Origin of the sequence: Sphingomonas faeni, from assembly GCF_040407565.1 — a bacterium.
GTDB lineage: Bacteria > Pseudomonadota > Alphaproteobacteria > Sphingomonadales > Sphingomonadaceae > Sphingomonas > Sphingomonas faeni_F.
Genome location: NZ_JAPZPR010000005.1, coordinates 48,943 through 70,795, shown reverse-complemented (window position 1 = coordinate 70,795; position 21,853 = coordinate 48,943). Strand labels below are relative to the sequence as shown.

Here is a 21,853-nt window from a genome sequence, read left to right as displayed (position 1 = left end):
AAGCGCTAGGTCGCGAGCATGACACAGGCAAAGCGTATCGTCGCGATCATCGTCGCCGCCGGAACCGGCGTGCGGGCGGGGGGATCGGTTCCCAAGCAGTTCGCGCTGATCGCCGGTCGACCGATGATCGCCTATTCCTATGAGGCGTTCAACACGCATCCGGCCATCGCCGAAACGATCGTCGTCTTAGCCGACGGACAGCAGGGCTTGGCAATCGCCGCGTTGGGGACCGCGCCGATCGTCGTTGGCGGGACAACGCGCCGCGAGTCGGTCACCAACGGCCTCGCGGCGATCGGCGACGCGACGCATGTATTGATCCACGATGCCGCCCGCCCCTTCCTGTCGCACGCGGTCATCGATTCGCTCGTTGCCGCCTTAAAGACCCGGGACGCGGCCATTCCGGTGCTCCCCGTGACGGATACGCTCGCGCGCGGCAACGTCCTGCTTGGCGACATCGTTTCCCGCGCGGACCTCAACCGGGTGCAGACACCGCAGGCGTTCGCCGTGGAGGCACTCCGTGCCGCGCACGCGGTCTGGCCTGCCGACGAAGAGGCGACCGACGACGCGCAGATGGTGCGGCGACTTGGCGTCGGCGTTGCGTTGGTGCAGGGCTCGGCGATGCTCGAGAAAGTCACGCACCCTGAAGATTTCGCGGCCGCCGAAGCGCGTGTCGCCTACGAAACCCGCACCGCGATAGGGTTCGATGTCCACCGTCTCGAAACCGGCGAGGAGCTCTGGCTCGCAGGCGTGCTGATCCCGCACGACAAGGGCCTGTCGGGGCATAGCGACGCCGACGTCGCGCTCCACGCGCTGACCGACGCGCTGCTCGGGACGATCGCGGCGGGCGATATCGGCACGCATTTTCCACCGAGCGACCCGCAGTGGAAAGGCGCCGACTCCGCTCAGTTCCTCCAGCACGCCGCCAAGCTGATTGCCGACAAGCGCGGCCGGATCGATTTCGTCGACCTGACGATCATGTGCGAGGCGCCGAAGATCGGCCCGCACCGTGCGGCGATGACTGCACGAATCGCCGACCTGCTCGGGCTCACGGTCGACCGGGTCAGCGTCAAGGCAACGACGACCGAGCGGCTTGGCTTTACGGGGCGTGGCGAAGGCATTGCCGCTCAGGCGGTTGCGACTGTTCGCGTTCCTGGATCGCCCCTGTGAAGATCGCCGCCGCGCTTGCCGCGATCGCGCTCCTCGCCAGCCCGGCGGTCGCGCAACCGCGTTGCATCACAGGACCCGAGGCCGAATCGCTGACCCTCGTCGCGATGCCCGATATCCTCCGCGAAACCGGTCGCGTCTGCGCGGCGCAACTCCCGGCCGCCAGCCTCATCCGGTCGCAGTCGAGTGCGCTAATCGACCGCTATCAGATTGAATCCGACCGGGCCTGGCCCGCGGCCCGCGCAGCGATCGTCAAGCTCAGCGATCCTGCCGTCGACGCAATGCTCGATTCGGAGTTTGCGCGACCGCTGCTGACGACGCTGCTGGTGCCGCAGATCGTCGGGCGGATCGCCACGCGCGATTGCGGAACGATCGACCGGATGGTGACGCTGCTCCAGCCCTTGCCACCGCGCAACACCGCGGGCATCGTCGTCGAGACGTTGCGGTACCTCAAATCCCAGAAGTCGCGCAGCGGTGATATCGCCGCGGTGGCGATGCTGCTCTGCCCGGTGGAGACTCGCTGATGGATACGATCCTTCCTGCCGAACTGGTCGATGCCGCACGCAAAGTGGTCGAGCAGAACCGCGCGATCGGCCGCCGGGTCGCGGTCGCCGAGAGCTGCACCGGTGGGCTCGTCGCGGCTGCCCTGACCGAGATCCCCGGGTCGTCCGACGTGTTCGAGGTCGGCTTCGTCACCTATTCGAACGCCGCCAAGCTCGGCGTCCTGAAGATCAGTTCGGACGTGCTGGAAACGTTCGGCGCGGTCTCGATCGCGGTGGCGTGGAGCATGGCGCAGGCCGCGCTCAAGCAGTCGGGCGCTGATATCGCCGTGGCCATCACCGGCGTTGCAGGCCCCGGTGGCGGATCGCTCAAGAAGCCAGTCGGCACCGTCGTATTTGGTCGTGCTGAGAAGGGTCGCGACCCGTCCGACGTCCATGCCGATCGCAAGAATTTCGGCGATCTCGGCCGCGGCGGGATACGGCTTCAGGCAGCGTTGTGCGCGCTCGAACTTTTGCTGCCGGACGCTTCGGCCCCGTAAAGCTCCGCGGCGCGGGTCTCGAACGCGCCGATCATCTTCCGCAGTGCAGCGCCGAATACCTGCCCGGCGATCATCTCGAACATCCGGTTCTTGAACGCAAAGTCGACGGTGAAGTCGACCGCGCAGCCCTGCGGCTCGGGTCGGAAATGCCATTCGTTGCGCAGATACTTGAGCGGGCCATCGACGTAATCGACGTTGAGTTCGCTCGGCCGGACCTTCTGCACGCGCGACGTGAACGTCTCGCGCAGCCCCTTGAAGCCGACGATCATGTCGGCGAGCGTCTCGGTCTCGCTGTTCGAGCGCACCCGCATCGCACTGACCCAAGGCAGGAACTCGGCATAGCGGCCGACATCGGCCACCAGGTCGAACATCTGCTCAGGCGTGTAGGGCAAATGGCGCGTTTCCGAATGCTTCGGCATCAGATGCGCGCGACGCCCAGCTTGGCGTCGCGGTTTGCGCGCAACCGTTCGAAATCATCGCCGGCGTGATAGCTCGACCGCGTCAGCGGCGACGACGCGACGAGCAGGAAGCCCTTGGCGCGCGCGATCGAGGCATAGGCGTCGAACGCCTTGGGCGGCACGAACTCGGCGACCTTGGCATGGCGCGGAGTCGGTTGGAGATACTGCCCCATCGTCAGGAAATCGATGTCGGCGCAGCGCATGTCGTCCATCACCTGATGAATCTCCAGACGCTCCTCGCCGAGCCCGAGCATCACGCCCGACTTGGTGAAGATCGACGGATCATGCTTCTTCACGCTCTCCAACAATCGCAGCGACGCATAATACCGCGCACCTGGCCGGATCGTCGGATAGAGCCGCGGCACCGTCTCGAGGTTATGGTTGTAGACGTCGGGACGCGCCTCGACGATCGACTCGATCGCGGCCTGCGCCTTGTTGCGGAAGTCTGGAGTCAAGATCTCGATCGTCGTCGTCGGGTTCGACGCGCGGATCGCATGGATTACCTTCACGAACTGCGACGCACCACCGTCCGGAAGATCGTCGCGATCGACCGAGGTGATGACGATGTGGTTGAGGCCCATTTGCGCCGCTGCATCGGCGACGTTCTGCGGCTCCATCCGATCGACCGCGCGCGGCATGCCGGTCTTGACGTTGCAGAACGCACACGCCCGCGTGCAGGTATCGCCGAGAATCATGACCGTCGCATGCTTCTTCGACCAGCACTCGCCGATGTTGGGGCATGCCGCCTCTTCACATACGGTGGTAAGGCTTTTGGACCGCATGAGCTCACGCGTTTTTGCGAAGCCAGCGGAGGTCGGCGCCTTGACGCGGATCCAGTCGGGCTTGCGGGCACGGACCGGCGCAGCCATCGGGGTCATGTCGTTCATGCACGCCAGATAGCCCCGCCCGGTCGTTGAGACAATGGTGGCGGGCCATGTCAGCGGGTTGGAACCATCGGACGAACCGGATAAAATCATGGAACCAGTTTCAACATGACAAGTTTGTCATGTTGCATCGCAAACTGATATGGAAGGCTAACCGTGCCAACTCACTTTCCGGAAATGATCGAAGGCTATCACCGCTTCAAGGACGGCCCCTGGGAGGAGCAGCGCGAGCGCTGGAAGGAACTGCAGGACGGCCAGAGCCCCAAGGTGATGATCATCGCCTGCTCGGACAGCCGCGTCGAGCCTGCACAGATTTTCGACACGCTGCCAGGCGAAGTGTTCGTCGTGCGCAACGTCGCCAACCTCGTACCGCCGTTCGAGACCGGTGGTGGCCATCACGGTGTTTCGGCTGCGATCGAGTTCGCCGTGACGCAGTTGAAGGTCGAAGAGATCGTCGTAATGGGCCACGAGAAGTGCGGTGGCTGCAAGGCGGCGCTGACGCAGGCGTTTGCCGATGCCGAGCGTGGCGCAGGTGGCTTCGTCTCCGACTGGGTGAGCCTGCTCGACGGCGCACGCGAGAAGGTTGTCGCGAAATTCGGCGATGGTGCCGAGGCCGGTCGCGAGATGGAACTCGAGTCCGTCCGCACCTCGATCGCCAACCTGCGGACGTTCCCGTTCGTGACCGAAGCAGAGGCCGCCGGCACACTGGCCCTGCGCGGTGCCTATTTCGGCATCGACAAGGGCCAGATGCTGCTGCTCAACGAGGATGACGAGTTCATCCAGGCCGACGCGCCAGACGCGAAGTCCGCGAAAGCCTGACGCGTCAGCGAAGGTCTAACGCCTTCTCCGCCACCTTCTTGACCTTCGGGTCGAGCGGTGGCGGCACCATCGATACGCCAGCCTCGAGGCGGTCCGCGATCAGCGTCAGCGCTGCGATCCGGGCCGCCTTCTTGTCGTTGCCATCGATGACGGTCCACGGCGCGGTCGCGGTGTCGGTGCGCGCGAACATCTCGGCCATCGCCTCCAGATACTCCTCGCGCCGCGACCGGTTGTGGAAATCGTCGAGCCCGGTCTTCCAATGCTTCCACGGATCGTCGAGCCGTGCCTTCAACCGCCGGTCCTGCTCCTTCTGCGTGGTGTGGATGAACAGCTTGATGAGGGTGGTGCCGCTCTCGACCTGCTGCGCCTCGAACGCGTTGATCTCGTCGTAACCGTGGCGCCATTCGGTCTCGCTGGCGAACCCCTCGACGCGCTCGACGAGGACACGGCCGTACCAGCTGCGATCGAACACCGCGATGTTGCCGTTGGCGGGCAGACGGTTCCAGAAGCGCCAGAGGAAATGGTGCGCCTTCTCGTCCGCCGTTGGCGCCGAGATCGGCCAGACCTTGTAGTTGCGCGGGTCCCATTCGGCCGACAGGCGTTGGATGATGCCGCCTTTCCCGGCCGCGTCCCAGCCTTCGAACATCACGATCGCGCGCGTGCCGCCGACGATATGCGCGACCTGGATATGCTCCAGGCGCTTTTGCAGCGCGGCGAGGTCGTGCTTGTACTTGCCGTCATAGTCGTCGCCGATTTCGTAATCGGCCAGATGGATCGTCATGCGTTGCTCTCCGTCGCTAGTGGCACATGAACGTTCCAGGGCCCGCGACGACGCAGGACGAACCAATAATAGCCGATCGAGAGCAGGATTTCGGCCGCGGTCATGATCAGGCCGGGGCGGCCCTCCGCCAGATCGAACCAACTCGTCCAGCAGACATAGCCGAGCGCCAGCAGCGTCACGACCGGAGCGAGCGGGTAGAGCGGCATCCGGTAGGGAGCGTGGGTGGTCTTGCCGGTGCGCCTGCCGACCATCGCCGCGACGCAGATCCCTGAGTAGATCGCGACGAGGCCGGTGCCGCTAAGCACGAGCAGCAACTGGAGCGGCAGAAAGCACGCGACGATCCCGAATCCGCCGACCAGCAGCGTGCCCACCCAGGGCGAGCCGAACTTCGGGTGGACCTGCGTCATCCATCGATCGAGCGGACGCCCCCAGCTTCCGTCGCGCGCGGTGCCGTAGAAGAAGCGCGCACACGCGAGGATGCAGGCGATCACCGCATTGACGATCGCAACGACGACGCCGATCGAGATCCAGTTCGCCGTCGTAGTGCCGCTGCGGAGGGTGACGAGGAGGCCGAACGGGTCGTCGGCGGTGAGCGTGGCGTGGAGGTCTGGTGCGCCGACCAACACCGCGACGATCGGGATGCCTTCGAACAGCAGCGTCAGCGCGAGCGAGGCCATGATCGCGCGCGCGATCAGCCGGGGGGCGTCGAGCATCTCCTCGCCGAAGTACACCGCGGCGCCATAACCGTTGAGCGCGAAGATCGCGATCGAGGTGGCGAGGCCGATCGAGGCTGCGGACGCGGGGACGAGATTGGCGCCTTGCGGCATTACCGGGTGGAGGAGCAGGTCGCCGATCGGGCGGACGGTATCGGCGAACCCGAGCCAGACGACCGCGCCGATCGCCAGCATTTCGACCAGTAGGAAGAGGCCGGTGAGCCAGGCGTTGACGCGAATCTGGAGGATCGCGACGAGTGTCGATCCGGCGACCACGGCGATCGCGACGGGGATCTGCGGCAGTCCGGGGACCAAAGTGCCGAGCACCGCGCTGACGCCGAGACCTGCGACGGGCGGGAAGAGCAGGTTGTTGAAGACGTTGACGCCGAGCATTACGAACCCCGCCATCGGTCCGAGCGTATGCGCGACCGCGACATACTCGCCACCTGCGACCGGCCAGGCGGAGGATAGCTCGGCGTAGACGAACGCGGTGGCGACGCAGACGAGTCCGGCAATCAGCGTTGCCCAAACTGCGCCGGTGCCGGCGACCTGAAGCATGCCGGGGACGATGACGAACACCGACGATGCCGGGGTCGCGACGGAGAGGGTGAGGAACAGGACGCCCGTCACGCCGAGACTGCGGACGAGGCTTGGCGCCGGTGTCATCTGATCGTCGCGCATGCCAACCCCTTATCGTGCAGGGGTATTTGCATGGTTGAGGGGGTTGAGGAAGCGTGGGACGTCTTTCCCTCGCCCCTTCGGGGAGAGGGAGGGGCCCGCCCGCGCTTGCGGGTGGGAGGATGAGGGGAAGTTGGCACGCACCAACCGCTCCTCGCCCTCCCGTCGCCAAGCGGCTCCTCCTTCCCTCTCCCCGTAGGGGCGAGGGACAGAGAGAGGTTACCCAGCGCTCGGCGCGACCACCTTTGTCGCGTCCTTCGGACCATCCACCGTCAGGCGGATGTTGAGTTCCTTCAGCTGCTTGGCGCTGACCGGACTCGGCGCACCCATCATCAGGTCCTCGGCCTTCTGGTTCATCGGGAACAGCACGACTTCGCGGATGTTCGGCTCGCCGGCGAGCAGCATGACCATCCGGTCGATCCCCGGCGCCGAGCCGCCATGCGGCGGTGCGCCGACCTTGAACGCATTGATCATGCCCGCGAAGTTCGTGTCGACGTCGGCCTGCGTATAGCCGGCGATCTCGAACGCCTTGTACATGATCTCCGGACGGTGGTTCCGGATCGCGCCCGACGACAGCTCCACGCCATTACAGACGATATCATACTGATAGGCGAGGATATCGAGCGGATCCTTGTTTTCCAGCGCGTCCATCTCGCCCTGCGGCATCGAGAACGGGTTGTGGCTGAAATCGACCTTCTTGGCGTCCTCGTCATATTCGAACATCGGGAAATCGACGATCCAGCAGAACTCGAACCGATTCTCGTCGATCAGGCCAAGGTCGGCGCCGATCCGCGCACGCGCAGCGCCCGCGAGCTTGGAGGCGGGGAGTTCCTTGCCGGCGGCGAAGAAGATGCCGTCGTTGGGGCCGAGGCCCATTTCGGCGATCAGCTTCCGCGTCGCCTCCTCGCCATGGTTCTTGGCGATCGGGCCGCCGAGTTCGCCGTTCTTCTGCGTGATGTAGCCGAGCCCGGCGTGACCCTCGGCGCGGGCCCAATCGTTCATGTCGGTGAAGAACTTGCGGCTCTTGTCGGCAGTGTTCGGCGCGGGGATCGCGCGGACCACGTCACCGCCGGCGACGATCCCGGCGAACAGGCCGAAGCCCGAATCGACGAAGTGATGGCCGACGTCGTGGATCAGGATCGGGTTGCGCAGGTCGGGCTTGTCGCTGCCGTACTTCAGCATCGATTCGCGGTAGGGGATGCGCTTGAACGGCAATGCCGAGACCTGGCGCCCCTTGCCCTGCCAGTCGGCGAATTCCTCGAACACGCCGTGCAGCACGGGTTCGATCGCGGCGAACACGTCGTCCTGCGTGACGAAGCTCATTTCGAAATCGAGCTGGTAGAACTCGCCTGGGCTACGATCGGCGCGGGCGTCCTCGTCGCGGAAGCACGGTGCGATCTGGAAATAGCGATCGAAGCCCGCCACCATTAGCAGCTGCTTGAACATCTGCGGCGCCTGCGGCAGCGCGTAGAACTTGCCCGGATGGACCCGGCTCGGCACCAGATAATCGCGCGCGCCCTCGGGCGACGACGCGGTCAGGATCGGCGTCTGGAATTCGGTGAACCCCTGCGAGTTCATCCGGTTGCGGAGCGACGTGATCACGTGGCTGCGGAGCATGATGTTGGCGTGAAGCCGCTCGCGCCGCAGATCGAGGTAACGATAGCGCAGGCGGATATCCTCGGGATACTCGGCCTCGCCCGCGACCGGCATCGGCAGCTCGCCCGCCATCGACTGAACGGTCGCGGCGGTCGCGCGGATCTCGATCCCGCCGGTCGGCAGGTTCGGGTTCACGGCTTCCGGCGCACGTGCGGTCACCTTGCCGGTGATCGTCACCACGCTTTCGCTCTTCAGGCCCTCGATGACCTTGAAGACCGGGCCCGACACGTCGGTGACGATCTGCGTGATGCCGTAGTGATCGCGCAGATCAATGAAGACGAGGTCGCCGTGATCGCGCTTCTTGTGGACCCAGCCGGAGACGCGGACCTCTTCGCCGACCTGTTCGGGGCGGAGGGCGGCGCAGTTGTGGGTGCGATAGGCGTGCATGATGGGTCTTCTCGGACGATAAACAGGTGGTCCGCGCTTCCCTTCCCTTCCGGGCTTTGTCAACCCGAACGAGGCTCGCTATGGACGGGCGATGCATATCCACCCGCTTATCTCCGACAGTGCCACGCTCGCCAATCTGTGCGCGCGCATGGCCGACGCCGACTATGTGTGCGTCGACACCGAATTCATGCGCGAGAGCACTTATTACCCGGAACTCTGCCTGATCCAGATCGCCGACGACAAGGAAGCCGCAGCGATCGACCCGATGGCGCCGGGGATCGACCTCAAGCCGCTGCTCGACCTGCTCGTCGAGAATCACGACGTGCTGAAGGTGGTTCATGCCGGCGGGCAGGACATCGAGATCGTCTATAACCTGACGGGCAAGACGCCTTTCCCGCTGTTCGACACGCAGGTCGCGGCGATGGCGCTCGGCCAGGGCGAGCAGATCGGCTATTCGAACCTGGTCGACAGCTGGCTCGGCATCGCGGTCGACAAGGGTGCGCGGTTTACCGACTGGGCGCGCCGGCCGCTCGACGCGCGGCAGATCGAATATGCAATCGGCGACGTAACGCATCTGTCGAAGATCTTCCCGAAAATGCTGGAGCGGTTACGGAAAACCGGGCGCGGCGTCTGGCTCGATCAGGAGATGGAGCGGCTCGGCGATACCGCCAATTATGCGAACGATCCGGATCTGGCCTGGAAGCGCGTGCGGATTTCCGGGCGCAAGCCCGACGTGCTGGGGCGGTTAAAGGCGCTCGCGCGCTGGCGTGAACTGGAGGCGCAAGCGAAGGATCTGCCGCGCGGGCGGATCGTCAAGGACGAGACGCTGGGCGACATGGCGGGGCATCCGCCGAAGAAGCAGGCGGATCTCGCAAGAGTGCGTGGATTGTCGGCGACCTGGGCGGGCAACGACATCGGTGGCCGCTTGATGGCGGCGGTCGAGGGCGCGCAACCGCTTGGCGACGATGAACTGCCGCCACGCGACGATCGCAAGCCTGGCCTTGGCAAGGAGGGTTCGCTGGTGGCGGACCTCCTCAAGCTGCTGCTCAAGATTCGCTCGCGAGACATTGATGTCGCGTCGAAATTGCTGGCGCGCACCGATGAACTCGAAGCGCTGGCGGCGGGTGTGCGGACCGGGCTACCCATGCTCGAAGGCTGGCGGTTCGATCAGTTCGGCCGCGATGCACTGGATCTGGTCGAGGGGCGACTGGCGTTTGCGGTCATCGGCGGGAAGCTCAAGATGACGCGTACGGAAGATGCCGCATGAGGATCGTTCTGGTTGCTGCGTTGCTCGCGTCGGCGGGGTGTACGCCGATCGAGATGCGCGGCGAAAAGCCTGTTCCTGCACCGATTGCCGCGGCGTGCAATGCCGACTCGCTCGGCGATCTGGTCGGCAAGCGGGCCAGCGATGCTCGGGCCGACGTGATGCAGACCCGGTCGGGCGCACGCACGCTCCGCTGGATCGCGCCGAACACGGCCGTTACGATGGATTTTCGGCCCGACAGGCTGAATGTCTATGTCGATGCGAAGGGTCGGATCGAACGCTTTACCTGCGCCTGATAACTTAGCTCCTCCGCTGCAAGGAGTGGAGCTAAGCAATAGCGAATAACGGTTTGCGACCTAACGCGGTCGCCAGGGCGGTATGGCGACGCTCGACCGCCTCGCCGTATAGTCCACGATCGTCCGAACGCAGCGTCAGCGTGAGCGATACGCCATCGTCCGCGAGCTGCGAGCGCTTCAGCGGTCCGGCTAGACCGCCGCTCATCCTCTGGCCGAGCCGCATCGCCATACCCCAGGCCGTAGCACTCTTCAGCGTGGCAGGCGTCGCTAGCCGCCCGACTGGATCAGCAGCCGCCAAGTCGCCGCCCAGGCTCGTGTAGAGCGCCTGCGCCAGCATCCCGCGGCCCGGCGCGTCGATCGCGACCCAATTGCCGTGTAGCGCAACCTCCACGCCGCGTTCGGCGCGGAACTCGGGGTTGGCGCGCCAGCCGACGTCGGCGAGCAGGCACGCCGTGTGGCGAATGCGGGCCATCGCGGGTGGCTCGGTGGTGAACAGCGGCGCGATCCAGCGGTCGAGGAGATCGCCGTGCTCCGGGAAGCGGCCGAGTAGGCGCCCCTCTTCGCGCGCGGCGACGATTAGCGGATCGAGCGCGCGGTCTGCCGGTTTCAGGTCTTCGTAGAGAAGGCCTTCCCGCAGGCCATAGGCGGATACGATCGTCGTCCGGCTGCCGAGCTGGCGCATCAACACGCCGAGCAATGCCGCGGCGTCGGCGAGCGTTGCCGTACGGCCCGACGACAGCCCCGGGATCGCCTTCAGACGCGGCTTGGAAAGCTGCGGGATCGTCCGGCTGAGCCGGGTGATCGTCGCCGCGGTCATCGAATATTGGTGGATGATCGGCAGCGGATAGTCCGACAGCTCCATGTCGAGCCGTGCCAACGCACGCCAAGATCCGCCGACCAGATAGAGCGGAAGCCCCTGCCCCTTCGCCGTCCAGCCCGCCTCGCGCACCAGACGCGCCACATAGCGCGCGAGCACCTTGCCGCGCTTCGCCCGGATCGGGCCGATGCGGAGGACGCCGAGCGGGAACGAGACGCGGTCCTCGATCTTGCCACGGCGGACGCGGACGAGTTCGAGACTGCCGCCGCCGAGATCGCCGACAATGCCATCCGCTTCGGGAATCGCGGACAGGACACCGTAGCCGGCCGCGCTGGCTTCCTGCTCGCCCGATAGCGTCTCGACGGTCAGGCCGAGTTGTTCAGCCGCGGCAATGAGTTCGCCGCCGTTCTTTGCATCGCGTACTGCCGCCGTTGCGACCGTGCGGAGCGTCGAGCATTCCATTTCCTTCGCCACCGCCGCGAACCGCGCTAGCGCGACGCGTGCCGTCTTCAGCGCCGACTTCTCGATCGCGCCGGTAGCGGCGAGCCCACGCCCGAGCCCCGCCAACACCTTCTCATTGAACCGGATCGCAGGCAGGCGTGGCGGCCCCTGGTAGACCACCAGCCGGATCGAGTTCGAGCCGATGTCGATGATCCCGGTGCGCGGATGATCGTCGGTCTCGGCCTTGGGCGGGGAATTGCCGAACAGGATATTCGTGACGCTCATCGTTTTCGACGGAGCGACAGCGTCGGTACGGCATTGCTGGTCGCGAGCGAAGCGCCGCGGCCGGAGAGCGAAGGATTCGTCATGAAGTACCGATGCAGGTTGAACGGGCGGTCGCCGGGATCGACGCGGCTATATTCGCCATCGGGGCCTAGCTCCCAACTCTGCTCGTTGTCGATCAGGTTCGCGACCATCACCTGGTCGAGGACCTGGTCGTGGACGGTCGGGTTGAGGATCGGCAGCATGTACTCGACGCGGCGGTCGAAGTTGCGCGGCATCCAGTCGGCCGACGAGATGAACAGCTTGGCACCGTCGTTGGGCAGCGCCTTGCCGTTGCCGAACGCCCAGATCCGGCTGTGTTCGAGGAACCGGCCGATCACTGATTTCACGCGGATCGTTTCGGACAACCCAGGCACGCCGGGACGCAGGCAGCAGATGCCGCGGATGATGAGGTCGATCTCAACCCCTGCCCCGCTTGCCTCGTACAGCTTCTCGATCACCGCGGGGTCGACCAGCGAGTTCATCTTCGCCCAGACGCCGGCGGGCTTGCCGGCGCGCGCGTTGGCGATCTCGACGTCGATCAGGTTCATCAGGTTCTGGCGCAGGTCGCGTGGGCTCAGGCTGACGCGCGCCATGTCGGTCGGTTCGACGTACCCGGTGATGTAGTTGAACATCTGCGCCGCATCGCGCCCGACCGCGGCGTCGGCGGTGAAGAAGCTGAGGTCGGTGTAGATCTTGGCCGTGACGGGATGATAATTGCCCGTGCCGAAATGGCAGTAGGTGCGGAACGCCTGGCCTTCGCGGCGGACGACCAGCGAGACCTTTGCGTGCGTCTTCCAGTCGATGAAGCCGTAGACGACCTGCACGCCTGCGCGTTCCAGGGCGGAGGCCCAGACCATGTTCTGCTCTTCGTCGAACCGCGCCTTGAGCTCGACGACCGCGGTGACCGACTTGCCCGCCTCGGCCGCAGTTATCAGTGCGTTGATGACCGCGGGCTGCTTGCCGGCGCGGTAGAGCGTCTGCTTGATCGCCACGACATCGGGGTCGTTCGCCGCCTGCTTGAGGAAGGCGAGCACCACCTCGAACGTTTCGTACGGATGATGGACGACGATGTCCTTGGCCTTGATCGCCGCGAAGCAATCACCGCCGAACTCGCGGATGCGTTCGGGGAAGCGCGGCGTGAAGGGCGGGAACTTCAGGTCCGGGCGATCTTCGTCGACCAGCCCGTCGAGGTCGACGATGCCGAGCAGATTGCCGCTCTCGGTAATGATCGCGTCGGCGCCGCCGAGTTCGTCCTTAAGGACCGCGGCGAGGACGTCGGGGATGCCGGTTTCGAGTTCGAGACGGATTACGCGGCCGCGGCGGCGGCGTTTGATCGCGTTGGCGAAGTAGCGGACGAGATCCTCTGCCTCCTCCTCTATCTCCATGTCGCTGTCGCGCAGGACGCGGAAGCTGGCGGCGGCGAGGACTTCGTAGCCGGGGAACAGGACCGGCGCGAACCGCTTCAGGATCGATTCGATCGAAATGTAGCGTGCGGGCTCGCCAGGGAGGCGGACGAAGCGCGTCATCGTATGCGGGAGCATGACCAGCTCTCGGACCGGCTCGTTATCCGAACGGCGGACCAGGTCGAAGATCACCGACAGGCCGCGGTTCGGGATGAACGGGAACGGATGCGCGGGGTCGAGCGCCTGCGGGGTCAGGATCGGGAAGATCTGATCGCGGAAATGCGTTTCGAGCCATTCGTCGGCCTCCCCCTCGACCGCCTCACGTCGGAGCGCGAACAGGCCCGCCTCATCAAGCAGCACGCGGAGATCGCCCCACACCGCTTGCTGGCTCGCCATCAGAGCATCGGCCTCGCGGACGATCGCGGTCAGCTGTTGTCCTGCGGTGAGGCCATCTGCCGAGCGTCGATCGACGTCCTGCGTCTGCTGGCCCTTCAAGCCGGCGACGCGGACCATGAAGAACTCGTCGAGGTTCGACCCCGAGATCGACAGGAAGCGGAGCCGCTCCAGCAGTGGGTGCGCGGGGTTGCACGCCTCCTCCAGCACACGGCGGTTGAACGCCAGCCAGGAGAGCTCGCGGTTGAAGAACCGGTCGTTCGGCTCTGCGCCGATGGGATCGTCGTCGTCCTCCGATTGGCGGACGATATGGGCTGGACGGTTCATCGGGCCTCTTGGGGGCTTATGGTGGCGTGAAGAGCGGGAGGTCGAGAGCGAGTTGCGGCCGGAGGATCAGCCCGGCCTCGGTGAGTGTGGTTCGTGCAAGAGGAATGGACAAGCGCTTGCGACGTTCCATCGCCTCCTGATCCAGCGCATCGACGGTTCGCGTTACGGTAATATGACTGCGCTCGATTCTAGTCGCGAGCCAGTCGATCAGATCGGGCCGCGCGTCGAGGCTGCGGCGCTCGAACAGATGCGCCAACAACAGCCGCATGAGCTCGTCGTCGGGTGCGCCGATCGCCGCGATCGGGCTGGCGGCGAGGCGCGAGCGGAGATCGGGGAGCTTCACCTTCCATTCGGGCGGCGCGGCGTCGGCGACGATCAGCAGCGGCCTGTGCTCCTCCTGCGCGCGGTTCCAGGCGTGGAACAGCTGCGCCTCGGGCACGCGCTCGGCATCGTCGATGATCGTCCCGCCACTTTTCGCCGCGAAGATCCGGGCGAGCAGGCTGCGACCCGATTTGCGCGGGCCGGTGAGAATGGCGGTCATGACGGGCCATGTCGCGGTATGCTCCAGCGTGTGGACGGCCCGCGAGTTGGAGGGGGTAACCAGGAAGGCGTCGTCGCGAGGGTCCGCCGGCCACCCGAGTGGCAGCGCGATTTGAGTCATCTTGGTCGCGCTCACCCTGTCGTCGCATTGTCCGCGGGCAAGTCCGGCGGAAGAAGTTGGGCGACCCGGCGGATGCGGATCGTCTGGCCGGAGCCGAATACTTGGTAGCCGCGGGCTTCGAGCGCGGTCTTCAAAGCGGCCGGGTCGCCGTCGTACGCCACGCGCATCAGCGAGACCCCGCCGAGTGCTAGGCTGGTCGTTGCAGCCGAGCGGACACCGGGGATCGCGCGGAGTGCTGCTTCGATCGAAGAGACGTTTGCTGCGGCCGGCGTATCGAACTGGACGATGACCGAGATGCCCTCGCCGCCGGTCAGCGCCGCGGTATTGGCGTCGGCGGTCTCGTCGGTGGGCAGGTCGTCTATCGTTGCGGCTTCGGGCGGCGGTGGTGGTGAGAGGCTGTAGTCGACGCGGAGCGAGCCGTTGCGACGCGCCTGCTGGTACAGGTCATCGATCCGCTTCACGCCGGTGTCGAGCAGCTGCGCGATGCCGTCGGGCGTGCCGACTCGCAGCGTAAAGCTGCCGATCAGGTCGTTGTCGGGGCCGTGGCGCGCTTCGAACACCCCGATCACCGGGCCGCCGGGCCATTGGCGATAGAGCTTCACGACGGGGGTGAGCACATCGCTCGCGCCATATTGATCGAGGATCGTCCGCCACCAGCCACGGCCGGGGCGCTGCGTCTGGCCGACGTTGAGCAGGAGCGCGTCGGGGCCGGAGCCGGACGGGCGGACATAGTCGATGCTGCTGTTACCGGTGCGATAGCGCGCCCAGGCCTGCTGCCACTGCGTGCTTTGCTCGAACGCCTGTCCGACGCCGCCCGAATACTGGATCGGGATCGTCAGCATCGGCTGCGAGCGATCGGCATAGGTCGAGATGCCGAGGATCGATCCGGCGCGCCCCCGATCGAACAGCACGCCGAGCTTGGCGATGTAGCGCTGCGGGCCGATCTGTTCGTTCTCGACGACGATTCCGGAGACCAGCGAATCGAGTGTGCCGTCGGAGACGAGACCGCCACCACCGCCGAGCCGGTTCGACAATTGCACCCAGGCTTTGCGCTGTGCGAGCCGCCAGCCGCTGTAACGCGCGGCGTCGGCGGTCTTGCCGGCGACGTCGACCATGACGCCGCTCACTTCGTAGGCGCTGCCGCTGTCGACAGGGGCTGCGCCTCGGCTGCCGCCTTCGATCTGCGCGAGTACGGCGCCGCCGCTGAGCAGCAGGGCCCCTGCGGCAATGGCGCCGGCGAGGACGGTGGGAAGGGCACGGATACGCATCTAGCGTGCCTTTTGGCGAAGCAGACGTGGAAATCCAAGCGCGATGTGGCTAGCAGCACCGATCATGACCGATACGCCAGACTCCGCCGCTCCCGCTTCGGGCTCCTACACCTACGCTCAGGCGGGGGTTTCGATCGCCGCGGGCAATGCGCTGGTGCGGGCGATCGCCCCGCTCGCGCGCTCGACACGCCGACCGGGGGCGGATGCCGATCTTGGCGGGTTTGGCGGGATGTTCGATCTCAAGGCCGCCGGCTTCGTCGATCCATTGCTGGTCGCGGCGAACGATGGCGTCGGCACCAAGCTGAAGCTGGCGATCGAGTGGGATCGGCATGAGGGCGTCGGAATCGACCTCGTCGCGATGTGCGTCAACGACCTGATCGTTCAGGGCGCCGAGCCGCTGTTCTTCTTGGATTATTATGCGAGCGGGAAGCTCGATGCGGCGGTCGCCGAGCGCGTCGTCGCTTCGATCGCGGAGGGGTGCAAGACCGCTGGCTGCGCGCTGATCGGGGGCGAGACCGCCGAGATGCCGGGCATGTATGCCGACGGCGATTACGACCTGGCAGGCTTCTGCGTCGGGGCGGTCGAGCGGACCAACGTGCTGACCGGGCGAGAGATCGCGGCGGGCGACGTGATGCTCGGGCTCGCGTCTTCGGGGGTGCATTCGAACGGGTTCTCGCTGGTCCGGCGGCTTGCCACCGATCGCGGGTGGAAGCTCGATCGACCCGCGCTGTTCGATCAGGACCGGTTGCTGATCGATCATTTGATGGCGCCGACTCGCATCTACGTCGCGAGCCTGCTGCCGTTGCTGCGCGAGCGGCGGATCAAGGGGCTGGCGCATATTACGGGCGGCGGCTTGCTCGAGAACATCCCCCGCGTGCTGCCCGACGGCGTGCATGCGGTGGTCGATGCGGATGCGTGGGAACAGTCGCGGTTGATGGCGTTCCTGCAGGCGCAGGGCGCGATCGAGCCGGAGGAGATGGCGCGGACGTTCAATTGCGGGATCGGCATGGTCGTGATCGTCAGCGCGGACGAGGCCGAGGCGGTGACGGCGGCGCTGGAGGCGGCGGACGAGACGGTGTTCACGATCGGGCGGATCGAGACCGGATCACACGGCTGCACGGTGCGTGGGTCTGCGGGTACGTGGAGCGCGCGCGAGGATTGGACCGCGACGCATGGCTGACAAGACGCGCGTCGGCGTGCTGATCTCCGGGCGCGGATCGAACATGATGGCGCTGGTCGGGGCGTCGCGTGCGGTTGAGTGTCCGTATGAGATCGCACTGGTGGCGTCCGACAAGCCGGATGCGGCTGGGCTCGAATGGGCTAAGTCCGAGGGTTTGGCTACGTTCGCGCTCTCGCCGAAAGGTTTGGGGAAGCCGGCGTATGAGGCGGCGATCGATGCGGCGTTGCGCGAGGCTGGCGTCGAGGTCGTTGCGCTGGCCGGCTATATGCGGCTGTTGTCGGACGGGTTCGTCGCGGCGTGGCGGGACCGGATCGTCAACATCCACCCTTCGCTGCTGCCGAAATACAAGGGCCTCGACACGCACGCGCGGGCGATCGCGGCGGGCGATGCGGTCGGCGGGTGCTCGGTGCATGTCGTGACCGAGGAACTCGATGGCGGAGTCGTGCTCGGCCAGGCAGAGGTGCCGATCCTTCCCGGCGACGATGCGGATGCGCTTGCGGCTCGCGTGCTGGCGGCGGAACATGCTTTATACCCGAAGATCTTGGCGGAGTTCGTGACGCGATGACCGATCTGTCCCCCCTCGACCGCGTTCGTGCGGCGGCGCTTGCCTTGCCCGAGACCGAGGAGAAGGTTTCACACGGCCAGCCGACCTTCTTCGTGGCCGACAAGCAGTTCGCGCAGTTCCGGGCGGATCATCACGGCGATGGGCAGACGATCGTGTGCGTGAAGACCGGCGGAATCGACGAGCAGACGATGCTGATCGAGGCGAACCCGGCGGTGTATTCGCTACCGGCCTATCTCGGCGCGACTGGTTGGGTCGGGATGAATGTTGCCGGCGATCCGGACTGGGCGCTGGTCGAGGACAGGATTGCGCGGAGTTGGGAACTGGCGACCCCTGCCCGTTTGCTGGAGGCTGGTGGGCGATGAGCACCGAGACTCCGACCGAACGGCGCGAGGCTGCGGCGACGCGGCGGCGTTGGGTGACACTTGCGGAGGTCGTGGCGGTGGCTGGCGTACTTATCGCGGCGCTGACGCTGTGGACCAACTGGTCAGATCACCGCGCGAACGAAGCAGACAAGATCGCGGCGCAGTCGAGTGCGGCGCGCGAGAGGACGAAGATCGATCTTTCGGCGATCGTGCAGGATGGCGGCGATACGCTGTTGTTGAAGGACGCGCGGCATGATCTTCAGGACGTGACCGTGACGTTTCCACGGTCGTTGGGGGTATCGGCTCAGCGACCGCCGGCCGAGCCGGTTATCGATGCGTCGTGGTTCTCGGCACCGTTGCTGAAGCTGACCGATGGCGGTTCGGATGATCGTGCGGGACGGCTGCCGGTGCTGGTGAGCGTGCAGTATTTCGATGGGGATACGACGCGGTCTGCGCGTGGAATCTACGATGTGATCTGGAAGACCGAGGGGCGGATGTTGCGCGGTCGCGCGCTCAAGCTCGAGGGGTTGCGGGTCCGCCAGCGTGGTGGGGATCAGGCTAGGCTCGATGCGATCTGGGCGAAAGAAAAGCCGGCGGCATAAGCTGCACTGCCTGAAAAGTAAGCGTGTTCCCCCGCGAAGGCGGGGGTTCAGTCTGGGCTCCCGCCTTCGCGGGAGAACAAGAAGTCGGGAGCTACGGCTCTCTCAGAGCACTCGTGCGTAGACCGGATCGTCGTGGCGGGTGGTGCCGACCGTGAACTGGCGGGTGCCGATCACCTCGAAGCCTTGGCGTTCGTAGAAGGCACGGGCGCGGGTGTTCTGGTCCCATACGCCTAGCAGGACGCGGGTTCGGCCTACCGCCGCGCCGTCTTCGAGAGCACGCGTCATCAGTGCGGCGCCCAGGCCTGAGCCTTGGGCCTGCTTCATGAGATAGATGCGGCGGAGTTCGATGTCCGCGGGGCCAGATTCGATCGGAAAGTCCGGCGCGGTCAGCACCGTGTAGCCGATCGGCGCGTGACCGGGCTCGTACTCGGCCAGCGTCACGATCGTCGCGAGATCGGACAGCCACGTCTCGAACGTGGCGATGCTGTTCTTCGTCGTGCAGTGGGCGACGATGTCCGCCCCCGTCAGCACGGTCGCATAGGTATCGAGAAACGTGGCGGATGCGACGAGCGATAGCGCGGGCGCATCGCCCGGCTCAGCCCGTCGCAGCCGCCATGTCATCAGCCGACGATCTCTTCGGGCTTGAAGAAGTACGCGATCTCGATCTCGGCGTTCTCGTCCGAATCCGAACCGTGGACCGAGTTGGCTTCGATCGACTCGGCGAGTTCCTTGCGGATCGTGCCGGCGTCGGCGTTGGCGGGGTTGGTGGCGCCCATGATGTCGCGGTTGCGCTGCATCGCGTTCTCGCCTTCGAGAACCTGGACGACGACCGGGCCGGAGATCATGAACGAGACGAGCTCGTCGAAGAACGGACGCTCCTTGTGGACCGCGTAGAAGCCTTCGGCCTGCTCGCGGGTCATCTGGATGCGCTTCGAAGCGACGACGCGCAGGCCGGCTTCCTCGAGCATCTTGGTGACCGCACCGGTCAGGTTGCGGCGGGTTGCGTCGGGCTTGATGATCGAAAAGGTACGGTTCGCGGCCATGATGGTCACGGGCTCCTGTGTTGACGGTAATCGGATGCGCGGCGCTTAGGCGGGGCACGCGGCTAAAGCAACCTATGCGGCCTGTTCCCAGCGGCCGGAGTCGTTCTGCTTCCAGTAGCGGCGTTCGACGCCGTCGCGGTCGGCTAGTGCCTTCCACGCCAGGCGCGCTTCCTGGATCGCTTCGTCGTCGAAGAGGTGGAAGCCGCGGTCAAAGGTTAGGATAAGGTCACGCCAACGTCCGTCTACCACCGCGACGTTGCGAGCGGCATTGGCGGGGGCAGTTTCCTGGATATCTTGAGCGATTAAAATGGGTTGGGCGGTATCGTCGTTGCTGCCGGCCTGGGCGTGGGGGAGGAAGCTTTCGGGGGCGTAGGACCAGAGGAGGCGATCGAGCGAGACGCGTTGTTCTTCGGGTTCGGCGACTATCAGGAGGCGGCCGCCGGTTTGGACGACGCGCTCGGCGATCCTCGGGAGGACGCGGTCGAGGGGGCTGGTTAAGTGGTAGAAATCGATCTGCATAGTTTCCATCCCCCTGCCCAACCCGCGCCGTCATCCTGACGAAAGTCAGGATTCAGAGTAACGGAGCGCATCGCTTGGTATCCTGGGTCCTGACGTTCGTCAGGATGACGCCGGGGTGAGCGAAGTTTCCCCTCCCCTAACCCCTCCCGCAAGCGGGAGGGGAATTCTTGCGTTTAGCCCTCGAAATTGTCCGCAACGAACTGGTCGAGCAGGCGCACGCCGTAGCCGGTTGCGCCCTTGTCGTGGTTCGGCCCCGGCTTGTCGGACCAGACCATGCCGGCGATGTCGAGATGCGCCCACTTCACGCCCTCGTCGACGAAGCGCTTGATGAACTGCGCCGCGGTGATCGAGCCGGCACCGCGGGGGCCGACGTTCTTCATATCGGCGATCGGCGAGTCGATCAGCTTGTCGTAGGCGGGCGACAGCGGGAAGCGCCAGAGCGTGTCGCCGGTGGTCGTGCCGGCCGCGATCAGCTGGTCGGCGAGCGCGTCGTCGTTGGCGAAGATGCCGCCATTCTCCGTGCCAAGCGCGACGATCATCGCCCCAGTCAGCGTGGCGAGGTCGACGATCGTGGTCGGCTTGTGCGCTTGCTGCACCCACGTGACGCAATCGCACAGCACGAGGCGACCCTCGGCGTCGGTGTTGAGTACTTCGATCGTCTGGCCCGACATCGAGGTGATGACGTCGCTCGGACGTAGCGCGGCGCCGTCGGGCATGTTCTCGACAAGACCCATCACGCCAACGACGTTCGCCTTGGCCTTGCGGCTGGCAAGCGCCTTCATCGCACCGGCGACCGCGCCTGCGCCGCCCATGTCCCACTTCATGTCTTCCATGCCCGCGCCGGGCTTGATCGAGATGCCGCCCGAGTCGAACGTCACGCCCTTACCGACGAACGCGAGCGTCGGCGCGTCCGCCCCTGCCCCGTTCCACTTGAGCGCGAGGATGCGTGCTTCACGGCGCGAGCCCTGGCTGACGCCGAGCAGCGAGCCCATGCCGAGCTCGGTCATCTGCGCTTCGTCGAGCACGGTGATCTCGAGGCCGAGACCCTCGACGTCCTTCGTCACCTTCTCGACGAAGCTTTCGGGGTAGACGACGTTCGGCGGCGACGTGACCAGCCAGCGCGTCAGGTCGAGCCCGCCGGTGACCGCGGCCGCCTCGGTCCAGGCTGCGTCGGTGCCGTCGGGCGCGCCGGCGATGGTGATCTCGGTCAGCGTCGGCTTCGACTTCTCGGCGAGCTTGGTGCGGTACGTGTCGTAGCGCCATGCGCGCTGGGCGGCGGCAGCGGCGAAGTGTGCGGCAGCCTTCGCGGTGGGCGTGGCGCCGGCCGAGAGGTCGGCGACGACCGAGGTTGCGCCCGACGTCAGCAGGCGCGCGGTGATCGCACCGCCGGCCTTCTCCCAATCGGCAGTCTCGCCGGCCCCGACTCCGACGAGCAGCACCTGGCGAACCGCGCCGTCGACCGGCACGAACAGCTCGACGACCGATCCTGCTTCACCTGCAAAGCGTGCCGCAGTCGCTGCGCCGGTCGCCACCGCCTCGCCATCGCCGCCGATCGCGCTCCAATCGATCTGCGCCAAGCCGTCCTTCGCGACGGGGACGGCGAGGATCGGGGCGTTGGCGGGAACGGTCGGGGCGAAGACGATCTGCATGAAGAAACCTCGGAGGATTTTGAGTAGCAGCGACCGGGAGACGTCCCGACAGCAGCATGATGCCCATAAGTTGATGCCGCCGCACTGGCAAAGCAAGACCGAGGGGCAAGACCGAGGGACAAGATCACGGGCCACAGCCGATACAAGGCACGGAGAAGTA

General features: G+C 65.9%; 23 protein-coding genes. 10 read left to right on the top strand and 13 right to left on the bottom strand.

From position 1 onward, the window contains the following. The first annotated feature begins 18 nt into the window (after positions 1-18). From O6Y00_RS11555 to O6Y00_RS11545, 3 genes are read left to right on the top strand one after another with little or no spacing between them, the layout of a single operon-like run. The gene (locus tag O6Y00_RS11555) at positions 19-1,167 is read left to right on the top strand and encodes a bifunctional 2-C-methyl-D-erythritol 4-phosphate cytidylyltransferase/2-C-methyl-D-erythritol 2,4-cyclodiphosphate synthase (RefSeq protein ID WP_353442766.1); all 1,149 of its coding nucleotides are present in this window, start codon (positions 19-21) and stop codon (positions 1,165-1,167) included. Further along, positions 1,164-1,688, top strand: coding sequence for a hypothetical protein (locus O6Y00_RS11550; RefSeq protein WP_353442765.1), 525 nt, complete (start codon positions 1,164-1,166; stop codon positions 1,686-1,688). The genes O6Y00_RS11555 and O6Y00_RS11550 overlap by 4 nt, the downstream gene beginning before the upstream one ends. Continuing rightward, a complete protein-coding gene (locus tag O6Y00_RS11545; protein ID WP_353442764.1) occupies positions 1,688-2,203 on the top strand; it encodes a CinA family protein in 516 nt (171 codons plus the stop codon). The genes O6Y00_RS11550 and O6Y00_RS11545 overlap by 1 nt, the downstream gene beginning before the upstream one ends. On the opposite strand, the gene O6Y00_RS11540 is transcribed toward O6Y00_RS11545, so the two are convergent. After that, entirely contained in the window at positions 2,149-2,622 is a 474-nt protein-coding gene (locus tag O6Y00_RS11540; RefSeq protein ID WP_353442763.1) for a type II toxin-antitoxin system RatA family toxin, read from the bottom strand. The genes O6Y00_RS11545 and O6Y00_RS11540 overlap by 55 nt on opposite strands. Next, positions 2,622-3,548: a lipoyl synthase gene (lipA, locus tag O6Y00_RS11535; RefSeq protein ID WP_353442762.1), complete on the bottom strand. Its 927-nt coding sequence runs from the start codon at positions 3,546-3,548 to the stop codon at positions 2,622-2,624. Before lipA ends, O6Y00_RS11540 begins: the two co-directional genes overlap by 1 nt. A gap of 174 nt (positions 3,549-3,722) precedes the next feature. On the opposite strand from lipA, the gene O6Y00_RS11530 reads away from it, so the two are divergent. Beyond that, positions 3,723-4,364 (top strand): carbonic anhydrase, encoded by a 642-nt coding sequence (locus O6Y00_RS11530; protein WP_353443025.1) that lies wholly within the window; start codon positions 3,723-3,725, stop codon positions 4,362-4,364. A gap of 4 nt (positions 4,365-4,368) precedes the next feature. Here the strand turns inward: O6Y00_RS11530 and O6Y00_RS11525 are convergent, their stop codons facing one another. The 3 genes from O6Y00_RS11525 to aspS form a co-directional block, all read right to left on the bottom strand. After that, positions 4,369-5,145 carry a polyphosphate kinase 2 family protein gene (locus tag O6Y00_RS11525; protein ID WP_353442761.1) on the bottom strand — a complete coding sequence of 259 codons (777 nt, stop codon included), beginning with the start codon at positions 5,143-5,145 and terminating at the stop codon, positions 4,369-4,371. Then, positions 5,142-6,539 carry an APC family permease gene (locus O6Y00_RS11520; protein ID WP_353442760.1) on the bottom strand — a complete coding sequence of 466 codons (1,398 nt, stop codon included), beginning with the start codon at positions 6,537-6,539 and terminating at the stop codon, positions 5,142-5,144. The genes O6Y00_RS11525 and O6Y00_RS11520 overlap by 4 nt, the downstream gene beginning before the upstream one ends. A 216-nt stretch (positions 6,540-6,755) precedes the next feature. Further along, the gene (aspS, locus tag O6Y00_RS11515; RefSeq protein WP_353442759.1) at positions 6,756-8,579 is read right to left on the bottom strand and encodes an aspartate--tRNA ligase; all 1,824 of its coding nucleotides are present in this window, start codon (positions 8,577-8,579) and stop codon (positions 6,756-6,758) included. Positions 8,580-8,670: 91 nt separating this feature from the next. Here aspS and rnd point away from each other — a divergent pair, with 91 nt between their 5' ends. Together rnd and O6Y00_RS11505 are read left to right on the top strand one after the other, a co-directional pair. Beyond that, on the top strand, positions 8,671-9,846 hold the full coding sequence (rnd, locus tag O6Y00_RS11510) for a ribonuclease D (RefSeq protein WP_353442758.1): 1,176 nt from the start codon (positions 8,671-8,673) through the stop codon (positions 9,844-9,846). Next, positions 9,843-10,139 carry an I78 family peptidase inhibitor gene (locus O6Y00_RS11505; protein ID WP_353442757.1) on the top strand — a complete coding sequence of 99 codons (297 nt, stop codon included), beginning with the start codon at positions 9,843-9,845 and terminating at the stop codon, positions 10,137-10,139. The genes rnd and O6Y00_RS11505 overlap by 4 nt, the downstream gene beginning before the upstream one ends. 31 nt (positions 10,140-10,170) lie before the next feature. On the opposite strand, the gene O6Y00_RS11500 is transcribed toward O6Y00_RS11505, so the two are convergent. From O6Y00_RS11500 to O6Y00_RS11485, 4 genes are read right to left on the bottom strand one after another with little or no spacing between them, the layout of a single operon-like run. Further along, positions 10,171-11,682 carry a Ppx/GppA family phosphatase gene (locus O6Y00_RS11500; protein WP_353442756.1) on the bottom strand — a complete coding sequence of 504 codons (1,512 nt, stop codon included), beginning with the start codon at positions 11,680-11,682 and terminating at the stop codon, positions 10,171-10,173. Further along, entirely contained in the window at positions 11,679-13,844 is a 2,166-nt protein-coding gene (locus O6Y00_RS11495) for an RNA degradosome polyphosphate kinase (RefSeq protein WP_353442755.1), read from the bottom strand. Before O6Y00_RS11495 ends, O6Y00_RS11500 begins: the two co-directional genes overlap by 4 nt. Before the next feature lie 16 nt (positions 13,845-13,860). Continuing rightward, positions 13,861-14,505 (bottom strand): HdaA/DnaA family protein, encoded by a 645-nt coding sequence (locus tag O6Y00_RS11490; RefSeq protein ID WP_056050416.1) that lies wholly within the window; start codon positions 14,503-14,505, stop codon positions 13,861-13,863. 11 nt (positions 14,506-14,516) lie between these two features. Next, positions 14,517-15,773, bottom strand: coding sequence for a heavy-metal-associated domain-containing protein (locus tag O6Y00_RS11485; RefSeq protein ID WP_353442754.1), 1,257 nt, complete (start codon positions 15,771-15,773; stop codon positions 14,517-14,519). Positions 15,774-15,837: 64 nt separating this feature from the next. Between O6Y00_RS11485 and purM the strand changes: the two genes are divergently transcribed. The 4 genes from purM to O6Y00_RS11465 are packed head-to-tail and all read left to right on the top strand — an operon-like array spanning position 15,838 to position 18,482. Continuing rightward, a complete protein-coding gene (purM, locus tag O6Y00_RS11480; RefSeq protein ID WP_353442753.1) occupies positions 15,838-16,953 on the top strand; it encodes a phosphoribosylformylglycinamidine cyclo-ligase in 1,116 nt (371 codons plus the stop codon). After that, entirely contained in the window at positions 16,946-17,518 is a 573-nt protein-coding gene (gene purN / locus O6Y00_RS11475; protein WP_353442752.1) for a phosphoribosylglycinamide formyltransferase, read from the top strand. Before purM ends, purN begins: the two co-directional genes overlap by 8 nt. Then, positions 17,515-17,880 carry an MmcQ/YjbR family DNA-binding protein gene (locus O6Y00_RS11470; RefSeq protein WP_353442751.1) on the top strand — a complete coding sequence of 122 codons (366 nt, stop codon included), beginning with the start codon at positions 17,515-17,517 and terminating at the stop codon, positions 17,878-17,880. Before purN ends, O6Y00_RS11470 begins: the two co-directional genes overlap by 4 nt. After that, entirely contained in the window at positions 17,877-18,482 is a 606-nt protein-coding gene (locus O6Y00_RS11465; RefSeq protein WP_353442750.1) for a hypothetical protein, read from the top strand. Before O6Y00_RS11470 ends, O6Y00_RS11465 begins: the two co-directional genes overlap by 4 nt. Positions 18,483-18,584: 102 nt before the next feature. Here the strand turns inward: O6Y00_RS11465 and O6Y00_RS11460 are convergent, their stop codons facing one another. The 4 genes from O6Y00_RS11460 to O6Y00_RS11445 form a co-directional block, all read right to left on the bottom strand. Then, complete coding sequence (locus O6Y00_RS11460) at positions 18,585-19,103, bottom strand: GNAT family N-acetyltransferase (RefSeq protein WP_353442749.1); 519 nt, start codon at positions 19,101-19,103, stop codon at positions 18,585-18,587. Then, positions 19,103-19,525: a nucleoside-diphosphate kinase gene (ndk, locus tag O6Y00_RS11455; protein WP_353443024.1), complete on the bottom strand. Its 423-nt coding sequence runs from the start codon at positions 19,523-19,525 to the stop codon at positions 19,103-19,105. Before ndk ends, O6Y00_RS11460 begins: the two co-directional genes overlap by 1 nt. 72 nt (positions 19,526-19,597) lie before the next feature. Further along, positions 19,598-20,044: a DNA polymerase III subunit chi gene (locus O6Y00_RS11450; protein ID WP_353442748.1), complete on the bottom strand. Its 447-nt coding sequence runs from the start codon at positions 20,042-20,044 to the stop codon at positions 19,598-19,600. A gap of 173 nt (positions 20,045-20,217) precedes the next feature. Continuing rightward, the gene (locus tag O6Y00_RS11445) at positions 20,218-21,693 is read right to left on the bottom strand and encodes a leucyl aminopeptidase (protein ID WP_353442747.1); all 1,476 of its coding nucleotides are present in this window, start codon (positions 21,691-21,693) and stop codon (positions 20,218-20,220) included. Positions 21,694-21,853 lie beyond the last annotated feature (160 nt).

Bases quoted from the DNA above. Each gene is read 5' to 3' on its own strand.
- O6Y00_RS11555 (WP_353442766.1), top strand. From the start codon at position 19: ATGACACAGGCAAAGCGTATCGTCGCGATCATCGTCGCCGCCGGAACC.
- O6Y00_RS11545 (WP_353442764.1), top strand. From the start codon at position 1,688: ATGGATACGATCCTTCCTGCCGAACTGGTCGATGCCGCACGCAAAGTG.
- O6Y00_RS11540 (WP_353442763.1), bottom strand. From the start codon at position 2,622: ATGCCGAAGCATTCGGAAACGCGCCATTTGCCCTACACGCCTGAGCAG.
- lipA (WP_353442762.1), bottom strand. From the start codon at position 3,548: ATGAACGACATGACCCCGATGGCTGCGCCGGTCCGTGCCCGCAAGCCC.
- O6Y00_RS11530 (WP_353443025.1), top strand. From the start codon at position 3,723: ATGATCGAAGGCTATCACCGCTTCAAGGACGGCCCCTGGGAGGAGCAG.
- O6Y00_RS11525 (WP_353442761.1), bottom strand. From the start codon at position 5,145: ATGACGATCCATCTGGCCGATTACGAAATCGGCGACGACTATGACGGC.
- O6Y00_RS11520 (WP_353442760.1), bottom strand. From the start codon at position 6,539: ATGCGCGACGATCAGATGACACCGGCGCCAAGCCTCGTCCGCAGTCTC.
- aspS (WP_353442759.1), bottom strand. From the start codon at position 8,579: ATGCACGCCTATCGCACCCACAACTGCGCCGCCCTCCGCCCCGAACAG.
- rnd (WP_353442758.1), top strand. From the start codon at position 8,671: ATGCATATCCACCCGCTTATCTCCGACAGTGCCACGCTCGCCAATCTG.
- O6Y00_RS11505 (WP_353442757.1), top strand. From the start codon at position 9,843: ATGAGGATCGTTCTGGTTGCTGCGTTGCTCGCGTCGGCGGGGTGTACG.
- O6Y00_RS11500 (WP_353442756.1), bottom strand. From the start codon at position 11,682: ATGAGCGTCACGAATATCCTGTTCGGCAATTCCCCGCCCAAGGCCGAG.
- O6Y00_RS11495 (WP_353442755.1), bottom strand. From the start codon at position 13,844: ATGAACCGTCCAGCCCATATCGTCCGCCAATCGGAGGACGACGACGAT.
- O6Y00_RS11490 (WP_056050416.1), bottom strand. From the start codon at position 14,505: ATGACTCAAATCGCGCTGCCACTCGGGTGGCCGGCGGACCCTCGCGAC.
- O6Y00_RS11485 (WP_353442754.1), bottom strand. From the start codon at position 15,773: ATGCGTATCCGTGCCCTTCCCACCGTCCTCGCCGGCGCCATTGCCGCA.
- purM (WP_353442753.1), top strand. From the start codon at position 15,838: ATGACCGATACGCCAGACTCCGCCGCTCCCGCTTCGGGCTCCTACACC.
- purN (WP_353442752.1), top strand. From the start codon at position 16,946: ATGGCTGACAAGACGCGCGTCGGCGTGCTGATCTCCGGGCGCGGATCG.
- O6Y00_RS11470 (WP_353442751.1), top strand. From the start codon at position 17,515: ATGACCGATCTGTCCCCCCTCGACCGCGTTCGTGCGGCGGCGCTTGCC.
- O6Y00_RS11465 (WP_353442750.1), top strand. From the start codon at position 17,877: ATGAGCACCGAGACTCCGACCGAACGGCGCGAGGCTGCGGCGACGCGG.
- O6Y00_RS11460 (WP_353442749.1), bottom strand. From the start codon at position 19,103: ATGACATGGCGGCTGCGACGGGCTGAGCCGGGCGATGCGCCCGCGCTA.
- ndk (WP_353443024.1), bottom strand. From the start codon at position 19,525: ATGGCCGCGAACCGTACCTTTTCGATCATCAAGCCCGACGCAACCCGC.
- O6Y00_RS11450 (WP_353442748.1), bottom strand. From the start codon at position 20,044: ATGCAGATCGATTTCTACCACTTAACCAGCCCCCTCGACCGCGTCCTC.
- O6Y00_RS11445 (WP_353442747.1), bottom strand. From the start codon at position 21,693: ATGCAGATCGTCTTCGCCCCGACCGTTCCCGCCAACGCCCCGATCCTC.